Here is a 9,120-nt window from a genome sequence, read left to right as displayed (position 1 = left end):
TCCAAGTACGGCGGCACTGAGCTGAAGTACCAGGGCGAGGAGTACCTGCTGCTGTCGCAGCGCGACATCCTGGCTGTTATCGAGAACTAAAGGGAGGACGTACCCACACATGGCGAAGCTTATTGCTTTTAACGAAGAGGCTCGCGAAGGCCTCAAGCGCGGTGTGGACACGCTTGCCGACGCAGTCAAGGTCACGCTTGGCCCGAAGGGTCGCAACGTAGTCCTGGACAAGGCCTTCGGCGGTCCGCTGGTCACCAATGACGGTGTGACTATCGCCCGCGACATCGACGTTGAGGATCCGTTTGAGAACCTCGGCGCGCAGTTGGTTAAGTCCGTTGCGGTCAAGACCAATGACGTTGCCGGCGACGGCACTACTACCGCAACGCTGCTGGCACAGGCGTTGGTCCACGAGGGTCTGCGCAACGTTGCAGCTGGCGCAAACCCGATTTCTCTGAATCGCGGTATTCACGCTGCATCCGACAAGGCGGTTGAGCTGCTGAAGCAGCGTGCCACCCCGGTCAGCAGCTCTGCTGCCATCGCACAGGTGGCAACCGTTTCCTCGCGCGACACTGAAATCGGTGACCTGGTTGCAGGTGCCATGGACAAGGTCGGCAAGGACGGCGTCGTCTCTGTGGAGGAGTCGCAGTCGATTGCCACCGAGCTGTCCGTGACCGAGGGCGTGTCCTTCAACAAGGGCTTCCTCTCGCCGTACTTCATTACCGACGTTGAGGCTCAGCAGGCAATTCTCGACGGTGCACAGGTGCTGCTGGTCCGCGAGAAGATTTCCTCCCTGCCGGAGTTCCTGCCGATTCTGGAGAAGATTGCCGAGTCCGGCAAGCCGACTCTGATCATGGCTGAGGATATCGAGGGCGAGGCTCTGTCCGCGCTGGTTATCAACGCTATGCGCAAGACCTTGAAGGTTGCCGCAGTGAAGGCACCGTACTTCGGTGACCGTCGTAAGGCGTTCATGGATGACCTGGCAGTTGTCACCGGTGCAACCGTCGTTACGGCTGACACTGGCATGCAGCTGAAGGACGTTGGACTTGAGGTGCTGGGTAACGCACGCCGCATCACCATTACCAAGGACGAGACCGTCCTGGTTGACGGTGCCGGCACCGCTGAGGCCGTGGAAGAGCGTCGTAACCAGATTCGTGCCGAGATTGAGCGCACTGACTCTGACTGGGACCGCGAGAAGCTGGAAGAGCGTCTGGCGAAGCTCTCAGGCGGTGTGGCTGTTATTAAGGTCGGCGCTGCAACCGAGACCGAGGTCAACGAGCGCAAGCTGCGCGTCGAGGATGCCATTAACGCTGCTCGTGCAGCAGCTCAGGAAGGCGTCATCGCCGGTGGCGGTTCCGTACTGGTGCAGATTTCCCGTGAACTCGAGGCATTTGCTGACGAGTTCGAGGGTGACGAGGCAGTCGGTGTCCGTGCAGTTGCCAAGGCTCTGATCCGCCCGGCTTTCTGGATTGCTGAGAATGCTGGTAAGGATGGCGCAGTTGTCGTTTACCACATCGGCGAGCAGGAGAACGGCAACGGCTACAACGCTGCTACTGACACTTACGAGAACCTGATTGAGTCCGGTGTCATTGACCCGGTCAAGGTCACTCACTCCGCAGTCGTCAACGCAACCTCCGTGGCACGCATGCTGCTGACCACTGAGGCTTCCGTTGTGGACAAGCCGGAAGAGGAGCCGGAGCACGATCACGCTCACTAATTGCTAATGAGCTAGTGTGCTAGCTGCTAGTACGTGAAATGCTCCCCGCCTTTCAATCTGAGGGTGGGGAGCATTTTGGTTTTATGTGAACTGGAACTGGCTGGAGTCCGAGAGAAGGGGAGGGACTACATGGCAGCGACTAGAACGCGTTCAAGTTCGCGTTCACGTGAGGCCGGCTTAGCTCGAAGGATTTCATTTCGTTCAGATTCGCTGAGACCACCCCAGACGCCGTATGGCTCACCAACCTTGAGTGCGTGACTACGGCACTGCATAAGAACGGGGCAAGAACGGCAGATAGCCTTCGCACGGGCTTCGCGTAGGCTGCGTGCGCGTCCGCGCTCGCCTTCCGGGTGGAAGAAGGTCGCGGAGTCCTGCCCGCGGCAAGAGCCGTGCAGCTGCCAATCCCACAAATCCGCATTGGGCCCGGGCAAGTGGTCGATGTACGTCATCGGAATTGATGTCTCCTTCATTGAGCTTTCTTGAAGCAGTGAGCTCAAGTGTGGAGGCCAACAATGAACGGTTGGTAAACCTAAGGAGGCCAGCCGGGATACTACGCAAACAATTCCGTGAAACTCTTACCAAATTTTTAGAAACGGCCAGGTCGGCGAGAACGCAGACCGTCGACAAAGCCTGCGCAGTAGTCCCATGGAGCGTAACGGGAGGGGTCTGGATCGAATTGTGGCTCGTGAACCGGGGACGCCTGTCCAGACAGGAGCATCAGGTAGTGGTTTTCCAAAACTTCCCAGTTGTAAAAGTGCTCGTCACCGCAGTCCTCACACAACATGCAGACACCCAGTAATCCCTCTGGGCTCAAAGCGGTGCGGAATAGGCGAACTGCGGCCAGATCTTCAAGAACCTCTCGACGTTCCTGGTCTGTCAGCGGAGCAAACGGCTCATCCGGCTCGAGAAAGCTTGCCGGGTCATTGGGATCTCCCTCGAACGGATCCCGCGGCATGGATGAGAAAAAGTTATGGTTCACAATCACTACCGTAACAGCTCTGTACGGCAATCCTGACGATTGGCAATCTACTTAGTTGGGGTTTAGTTCACCTTGGTATAACCCTCAGCTAGCTTTTGGCTAACCCTTGTCGGGCGCCTGTCGCTCCGTCTAATTGTCGCGTTCTATCACTTAAGGACTACCCTGTATATAACGTTTGGCAACCACGAAGCGATAGCGCCCCTGGCCGGATGTCGGCAAGGGTGGAGCAGGAGGAGTCCATGACCAACCCCACGGGAATTAGCCTCGGCGGAGACAATCCCAACAAGATTCCACTAGTCGGCCTTACATTCGATGACGTCCTGCTTCTGCCGGACGCTTCGGACGTTATCCCCTCCGGCGTTGATACTTCGACGCAGCTCACTCGTGAGCTGCGTCTGAACATTCCGATTGTGTCCGCTGCTATGGACACCGTCACCGAGGCTCGCATGGCTGTTGCCATGGCCCGCCAGGGCGGTATGGGTATCCTGCACCGCAACCTGTCCATCGAGGAGCAGGCTCAGCAGGTCGAGATTGTAAAGCGCTCTGAGGCTGGCATGGTGTCCGACCCGGTGACCTGTTCCCCGGATGACACCATCGCCGAAGTAGATGCCAAGTGCGCTCGTTACCGCATCTCGGGCCTGCCGGTCGTCGACGAGGACGGCAAGCTGGTCGGTATCTGCACCAACCGCGACATGCGTTTTGAGGCAGACCTGAACCGCAAGGTTTCCGAAATCATGACACCGATGCCGCTCGTCGTGGCTGAGCAGGGTGTGTCTGGCGATGCGGCGGTGAACCTGCTGCGCGCTCACAAGGTGGAGAAGCTGCCGATCGTCGATGGCGAAGGCCGTCTGACTGGTCTGATTACCGTCAAGGACTTCGTCAAGAAGGATCAGTACCCGAATGCTTCCAAGGATGGTTCCGGCCGTCTGCTGGTCGGTGCTGGCATCGGTACCGGCGAGGACTCCTGGAAGCGCGCACACGCATTGGCTGACGCAGGCGTAGACGTGCTCGTTGTTGATACCGCTCACGCCCACAACTCAGGTGTACTTGAGATGGTCTCCCGCGTTAAGAAGGAATTCGGCGAGAACATCCAGATTATCGGCGGCAACCTAGCTACCCGTGGTGCTGCACAGGCCATGATTGACGCGGGTGCAGATGCCATCAAGGTCGGTATCGGCCCGGGCTCGATTTGCACCACTCGCGTTGTCGCAGGTGTAGGTGCCCCGCAGATCACCGCCATCATGGAAGCCTCTGTCGCAGCTAAGAAGGCTGGCGTTCCGATTATCGCCGATGGCGGTATGCAGTTCTCCGGCGACATCGCCAAGGCTCTGGCGGCCGGTGCATCCTCCGTCATGCTCGGTTCGATGCTGGCCGGTACCGCTGAGGCTCCGGGTGAGGTTACCTTCGTTAACGGCAAGCAGTACAAGATGTACCGCGGCATGGGCTCGCTGGGCGCCATGCAGGGCCGCGGCCTGACCGGCGAGAAGCGCTCCTACTCCAAGGATCGCTACTTCCAGGCTGACGTCAAGAGCGAAGAGAAGCTGGTTCCGGAAGGTATCGAGGGCCGTGTTCCGTTCCGCGGCAGCATCGACTCCATCGTTCACCAGCTGGTCGGTGGTCTGCGCGCAGCTATGGGCTACACCGGTTCCGCTACCGTCGAGCAGCTGCACGACGCACAGTTTGTCCAGATCACCGCTGCAGGCCTGCGCGAGTCGCACCCGCACGATATCCAGATGACTGTCGAAGCGCCGAACTACTACCAGCGCTAAACTGGCTTAGTCGAGTTAAATTCCACGGAAAGGGCATGTGAGGAAAGCTCATGCGCGACATCGTTGAAATCGGTATTGGCCGCGAGGCACGCCGGACCTACGAGTTGGACGATATTGCACTCGTTCCCACTCGTCGTACTCGGTCGTCCAAGGACGTCGATACCTCCTGGCGAATTGACGCCTACGATTTCGAACTCCCGATGATGATGCATCCGACAGATGCCATCGCCAGCCCGGAATCCGTCGCTGAGTTTGCTCGCCTGGGCGGCTTGGCGGTTCTCAACGCCGAGGGTATCTGGGCCCGTCACGCCGATGCGCAGGACAAGATTGCCGAGCTGGTGAAGTTGGCAAAGAATGCCGCCACCAAGCGCGAATCCGAGGCAGTGAACCGCAAGCTGCAGGAACTGCACTCTGCTCCGATTGATACGGAGCTGTTGGTTGAGCGCATCAAGGAAATCCGCGCAACCGGTGCGATCACTGCAGTTCGTGTCTCCCCGCAGCACGTCCGTGAGTTGGCGCCGCTGGCTATTAAAGCTGGCATTGACTTGTTGGTTATCCAGGGCACGCTGATTTCCGCAGAGCACGTCACTGCTCAGGGTGAGCCGCTGAACCTCAAGGACTTCATCGGCAGCCTGGACGTTCCGGTTATTGCCGGTGGCGTTGTCGACTACCAGACTGCGCTGCATCTGATGCGCTCAGGCGCCGCTGGTGTAATCGTCGGTACAGGCTTTACGACGTCCCCGGATGCGCTCGGCATCGATGTGCCAATGGCTACCGCTATTGCGGATGCTGCAGCTGCTCGTAAGGACTACCTCGATGAGACCGAGGGCCGCTACGTCCACATCATTGCCGACGGCGGCATTGATACCGTCGGTGATATTGCCAAGGCAATCGCCTGCGGTGCGGATGCTGTGGCGCTGTCCAGTGCGCTGGCAACCGTCAACGAAGCCCCGGGGCAGGGCTATGTCTGGCCGTCTGTTGCGGCACACCCGAAGTACCCGCGAGGTGCGGTGTGGTCGGTTGTCGACGATGAGAAGGAATTGGTCAGCCTGGAAGAGGCTCTGTTTGGCCCGTCCGCCTCGCCGTTCGGTGACCGCAATCTCGCCGGTGGCCTGCGTCGCGCAATGGCCAAGTGCGGCTTTACCAACCTGAAGTCCTTCCACCGCGTTGAGCTGTCGGTACGTCCAAAGGGTTTGTAATTAAAGTAATCGGATAGTTTTTTCGCAAAACTACCTTACTGAAAAGCCACCTCCGCTTAGGGTTAGGAACATGAGTTCCGCGCATTAGTGTTACGCCCTTAGAGAAGGTGGCTTTTCCCATGAGTAAACAACGTGATTTCGATGTTGTAATCGTCGGTTCCGGTTTCGGTGGCTCTGTTTCTGCTTTGCGGTTGACCGAAAAAGGCTACCGAGTGGCAGTTCTCGAAGCCGGTCGACGGTTCGAAGATAAAGACTTTGCCAAGACCAGCTGGCGGCTTCATAAGTACCTGTGGGCTCCCAAGCTGGGGCTCTTTGGCGTCCAGCGCGTGCACATGTTGAAAGATGTCATGATTCTCGCTGGTGCTGGAGTCGGCGGTGGTTCCCTTAACTACGCAAACACTCTGTATAAGCCGGGTACCGAGTACTTCCAGCACCGTCAGTGGGGGCACATTACCGACTGGGAGTCAGAACTCACTCCGCACTATGACAATGCATCTCGCATGCTCGGGGTGGTCACCAACCCATCCGACACGCCTGCCGACGTTGTCATGCGTGAGGTAGCCGAAGATATGGGGGTGGGCCATACTTTCCGCTCAACCCCGGTGGGCGTGTTCTTCGGTGCCAAGACTGGTGGTCAGGGTGTGCCAGGGCAAACAGTTTCCGATCCCTACTTTGGTGGCGTTGGACCGGACCGCACTGCTTGTACGGAATGTGGTGAGTGCATGACTGGTTGCCGCCACAATGCAAAGAACACCCTGGTTAAGAACTACCTTTACTTGGCGGAGAAGTTCGGTGCGCAGGTCTTTGACCGCACTACCGTTACTGGCCTGCATCCTCAGGCTGATGGCTCCTGGGTTATTGACACTGAGCGCAGTGGCCGTTGGGTAGCTAAGGGCAAGCAGCAGTTTAGAGCTAAGCGCGTTATTCTCGCCGCCGGTGCCTGGGGAACCCAGAATTTGCTGCACCGGCAGCAGGCCGATGGGTACTTGCCGCTGCTGCCGAAGTCTTTGGGCAAGCTGACCCGCACCAACTCCGAGGCTATCTTGGGCGCGATGGGTACGAAGGTGGACCCGGAAAATGACTTCTCTAACGGTGTAGCTATCACTTCGTCATTCTTCCCGGACGAGGACACCCATATCGAGCCAGTGCGCTACGGCAAGGGGTCTAATGCCATTGCAATGCTGCAGATGATTATGACCGAAGGGGGTCGTGCAACTCCGCGTTGGCTACAGGCTGTGGGGATCGTCGTAAAGCACCCGAACTACCTGACACAACTCCTGAACCTGCGTAAGTGGTCGCAGCGCACCGTGATTTCTTTGGTGATGCAGAATCGCGACAACTCGATTACGACGTACCTGCAAAAGATCGGGCCGGTGCGTTTCCTGATGAGTAAGCAGGGCGAGGGGGAGCCGAACCCGACGTGGATTCCGTCGGGCAACGAAGCTACGCAACGTGCGGCGGACAAGCTCAATGCACGTGGTCGGAATGGTCGTGTGCTGGCTGGTGGCACTATCGGTGAGTTGGCAAATATTCCTTTGACAGCTCACTTCATTGGTGGCGCGACGATTTCGGATTCGCCCGAAAACGGCGTAGTCGACCCGTACCTGCGCGTGTGGGGCTACCCGACGCTCTCGATTCACGACGGCTCGGCGATGGCAGCCAACCCGGGGGTGAACCCGTCACTGTCGATTTCCGCGAATGCGGAGCGTGCAACGTCGCTGTGGCCGAATAAGGGTGAGGAAGATCAGCGTCCGGCGCAGGGTGAGTCCTACGTGCGACTGGAGCCGATTGCTCCGGTGAACCCGGCTGTGCCGGAAGATGCTCCGGCTGCACTGAACCTGGGTATGCCTGCAGTCCGTAAGTCTTGATAAGCTTTAGGGCGTGTCTGAACAGGTGACTAAGCCCGTCCTCGTCGTGGACTTCGGTGCGCAGTATGCACAGCTCATCGCGCGACGTGTGCGCGAGGCAAAAATTTATTCCGAAGTGGTCTCGCATGATGCGACGACCGAAGAAATCAAGGCCAAGAACCCGGCCGCGCTGGTGCTGTCCGGCGGCCCGTCCAGTGCCTACGCCGAAGGTGCCCCGAAGCTCAACCCAGAGTGGCTTGGGCTGGGCATTCCGGTGTTTGGTATTTGCTACGGTTTCCAGGTGATGACTGAGGTGCTCGGCGGCACGATCGCTGCTACCGGTGACCGTGAGTACGGCCGCACGCAGCTAAACGTCGTCGACGGTGGCGGTGTCGCTCACGCTGGTGTGCCGGAGACGCACGAGGTGTGGATGAGCCACGGTGACGCGGTGTCTGAGGCACCGGAGGGCTTCACCGTTACGGCGTCCACCAAGGGTGCTCCGGTAGCCGCTTTCGAGTGCTTGGAAAAGCGCATGGCCGGTGTGCAGTACCACCCGGAGGTCAACCACTCGCCGTATGGTCAGCAGGTTCTGGAGAAGTTCCTGTACGAGATTGCTGGCCTGGAGCCGGACTGGACTGCCGCTAATATCGCGGAAGAGCTGATTGAGCAGGTCCGTAATCAGGTCGGTGAGACCGGTCGCGCAATTTGCGGTCTGTCTGGCGGCGTTGACTCCGCAGTTGCCGCCGCGCTGGTGCAGCGCGCTATTGGTGACCGTCTGACCTGTGTCTTCGTCGATCATGGGCTGCTGCGTCAGGGCGAGCGCGAGCAGGTTGAGAAGGATTTCGTTGCTGCAACTGGCGCGAAGCTGATCACCGTCGACGACTCCAAAGTCTTCCTGGATGCTTTGGCTGGTATCACCGATCCGGAGACCAAGCGTAAGACTATCGGCCGTGAGTTCATCCGATCCTTCGAGCGCGCTGTCGCTCAGGCACTGGAGGGCGCTCCGGAGGGCGAGACCGTGGACTTCCTGGTTCAGGGCACCCTGTACCCGGATGTGGTGGAGTCCGGCGGCGGTTCTGGTACTGCCAACATCAAGAGCCACCACAACGTCGGTGGTCTGCCGGATGACGTTGAGTTCACCCTCGTTGAGCCGCTGCGCCTGCTGTTCAAGGACGAGGTCCGTGCGGTCGGCCGTGAGCTGGGGCTGCCGGAAGAAATCGTTGCTCGTCAGCCGTTCCCGGGTCCGGGGCTCGGTATCCGCATCATCGGCGCTGTCGATGAGGAGCGCCTGGATACCCTCCGCCGTGCCGACGCCATTGCGCGCGAGGAAATGACGGCCGCAGGTATGGATGAGGTTGTCTGGCAGTGCCCGGTCGTCCTGCTTGCCGACGTTCGCTCGGTCGGTGTTCAGGGCGATGGTCGTACTTATGGCCACCCAATTGTGCTGCGCCCGGTTTCCTCTGAGGATGCGATGACCGCTGACTGGACTCGCGTTCCGTACGACACTTTGGAGAAGATTTCCACCCGTATTACCAACGAGGTGCCAGAGGTCAACCGAGTGGTCCTGGATGTGACTTCCAAGCCGCCGGGAACCATTGAGTGGGAGTAAGCC

The 9,120-nt window shown here is 59.0% G+C and carries 7 protein-coding genes and 1 pseudogene; 6 read left to right on the top strand and 2 right to left on the bottom strand.

Annotation, left to right across the window (positions count from 1 at the left end; all coding sequences use genetic code 11):
* Positions 1–90: pseudogene (locus tag HMPREF3011_RS08555) on the top strand (co-chaperone GroES); the annotation flags it as partial.
* A 19-nt stretch (positions 91–109) separates the two neighbouring features.
* Positions 110–1,714 (top strand): chaperonin GroEL, encoded by a 1,605-nt coding sequence (gene groL / locus HMPREF3011_RS08550; protein ID WP_038627745.1) that lies wholly within the window; start codon positions 110–112, stop codon positions 1,712–1,714.
* A 125-nt stretch (positions 1,715–1,839) separates the two neighbouring features.
* Here the strand turns inward: groL and HMPREF3011_RS08545 are convergent, their stop codons facing one another.
* A complete protein-coding gene (locus HMPREF3011_RS08545; protein WP_080972931.1) occupies positions 1,840–2,163 on the bottom strand; it encodes a WhiB family transcriptional regulator in 324 nt (107 codons plus the stop codon).
* A gap of 137 nt (positions 2,164–2,300) precedes the next feature.
* On the bottom strand, positions 2,301–2,669 hold the full coding sequence (locus HMPREF3011_RS08540) for a DUF5319 domain-containing protein (RefSeq protein ID WP_038629374.1): 369 nt from the start codon (positions 2,667–2,669) through the stop codon (positions 2,301–2,303).
* A 263-nt stretch (positions 2,670–2,932) separates the two neighbouring features.
* Between HMPREF3011_RS08540 and guaB the strand changes: the two genes are divergently transcribed.
* The 4 genes from guaB to guaA all read left to right on the top strand — a co-directional run bounded on the left by guaB (position 2,933) and on the right by guaA (position 9,117).
* A complete protein-coding gene (gene guaB, locus HMPREF3011_RS08535; RefSeq protein WP_070841543.1) occupies positions 2,933–4,462 on the top strand; it encodes an IMP dehydrogenase in 1,530 nt (509 codons plus the stop codon).
* 50 nt (positions 4,463–4,512) lie between these two features.
* A complete protein-coding gene (locus tag HMPREF3011_RS08530) occupies positions 4,513–5,661 on the top strand; it encodes a GuaB3 family IMP dehydrogenase-related protein (protein ID WP_070841381.1) in 1,149 nt (382 codons plus the stop codon).
* Between the two features lie 119 nt (positions 5,662–5,780).
* Positions 5,781–7,529, top strand: coding sequence for an FAD-dependent oxidoreductase (locus HMPREF3011_RS08525; protein ID WP_038627751.1), 1,749 nt, complete (start codon positions 5,781–5,783; stop codon positions 7,527–7,529).
* Positions 7,530–7,542: 13 nt separating this feature from the next.
* Positions 7,543–9,117 (top strand): glutamine-hydrolyzing GMP synthase, encoded by a 1,575-nt coding sequence (gene guaA / locus HMPREF3011_RS08520; RefSeq protein WP_070841380.1) that lies wholly within the window; start codon positions 7,543–7,545, stop codon positions 9,115–9,117.
* Positions 9,118–9,120 lie beyond the last annotated feature (3 nt).

The sequence above is a fragment of the Corynebacterium sp. HMSC074C04 genome (genome assembly GCF_001838295.1).
Lineage (GTDB): Bacteria > Actinomycetota > Actinomycetes > Mycobacteriales > Mycobacteriaceae > Corynebacterium > Corynebacterium amycolatum.
Note: the sequence above shows the minus strand (reverse complement) of the source record. Positions and strands in the feature narration are given on the sequence as shown.

Coding starts and splice junctions, on each gene's coding strand:
- HMPREF3011_RS08530 (WP_070841381.1), top strand. CDS start 4,513: ATGCGCGACATCGTTGAAATCGGTATTGGCCGCGAGGCACGCCGGACC.
- HMPREF3011_RS08540 (WP_038629374.1), bottom strand. CDS start 2,669: ATGCCGCGGGATCCGTTCGAGGGAGATCCCAATGACCCGGCAAGCTTT.
- HMPREF3011_RS08525 (WP_038627751.1), top strand. CDS start 5,781: ATGAGTAAACAACGTGATTTCGATGTTGTAATCGTCGGTTCCGGTTTC.
- guaB (WP_070841543.1), top strand. CDS start 2,933: ATGACCAACCCCACGGGAATTAGCCTCGGCGGAGACAATCCCAACAAG.
- HMPREF3011_RS08545 (WP_080972931.1), bottom strand. CDS start 2,163: ATGACGTACATCGACCACTTGCCCGGGCCCAATGCGGATTTGTGGGAT.
- groL (WP_038627745.1), top strand. CDS start 110: ATGGCGAAGCTTATTGCTTTTAACGAAGAGGCTCGCGAAGGCCTCAAG.